Genomic DNA, 666 nt, shown 5'->3' on the forward strand with positions numbered 1-666 from the left:
GATTTAGAAAAAGGTTTATACCGAAAACGTATGTTGAGTTATGGTGGATTGCTTAAACAAAAACATAAAATTTTAAATTTAGACGATGCCGAAGATGGCAATTTAATTAATACAAGTGACGAAGATAAAACAACAGACGAAGAAGAAAAAGCACATTCAATTACTGCAATTTGGAATTTTGAAAAACAAAATTATTACTTAAAAGATTTGAAACGTTAGCTTAAAAGCTAGCGTTTTTTTATGTATTTTTGCCCCTGCAGGAACTATAGCGTTCAACCGGCATGGTTGACCAGTTTTACCATGAAAATTTTAATTTGCATGTAAATGGGCAGTGTCTGAAAAATTCGCCACTGGTTATGTACAAAAAATGAGATAAACAATTTAACTTTTTAAGTTATATAAATTTTAGGGAGTTCCAATCAAATTAGAAAAATATATATAAAAGTTATATCGTTTTTCTGGCTTATGTTTAAAAAGTACAAGTGATTGTATTTAAAATGACTTTAGCAACTTAAGTAATATGTCTTTTGAATACAAGTTAAATGTCAGAAAGATGTACCCTTATTTTGCTCATATTTGCGTTTTAAGAAACATATATAAATATACAGGTATAAAAATATATAAATATAGAGTTTGCTCTAAATACCCCCTTAAAATTCAAAATAA

General features: G+C 27.5%; 1 protein-coding gene. It reads left to right on the forward strand.

Annotated elements, in window-relative coordinates; translation table 11 throughout:
- A partial coding sequence (locus KA878_RS13470; protein ID WP_194942281.1) for a protein rep occupies positions 1-219 on the forward strand: 219 nt, incomplete at its 5' end.
- Positions 220-666: the final 447 nt, after the last annotated feature.

The sequence above is a fragment of the Staphylococcus sp. GDY8P57P genome, from assembly GCF_017892585.1.
In the GTDB taxonomy this organism is placed as follows: domain Bacteria; phylum Bacillota; class Bacilli; order Staphylococcales; family Staphylococcaceae; genus Staphylococcus; species Staphylococcus borealis.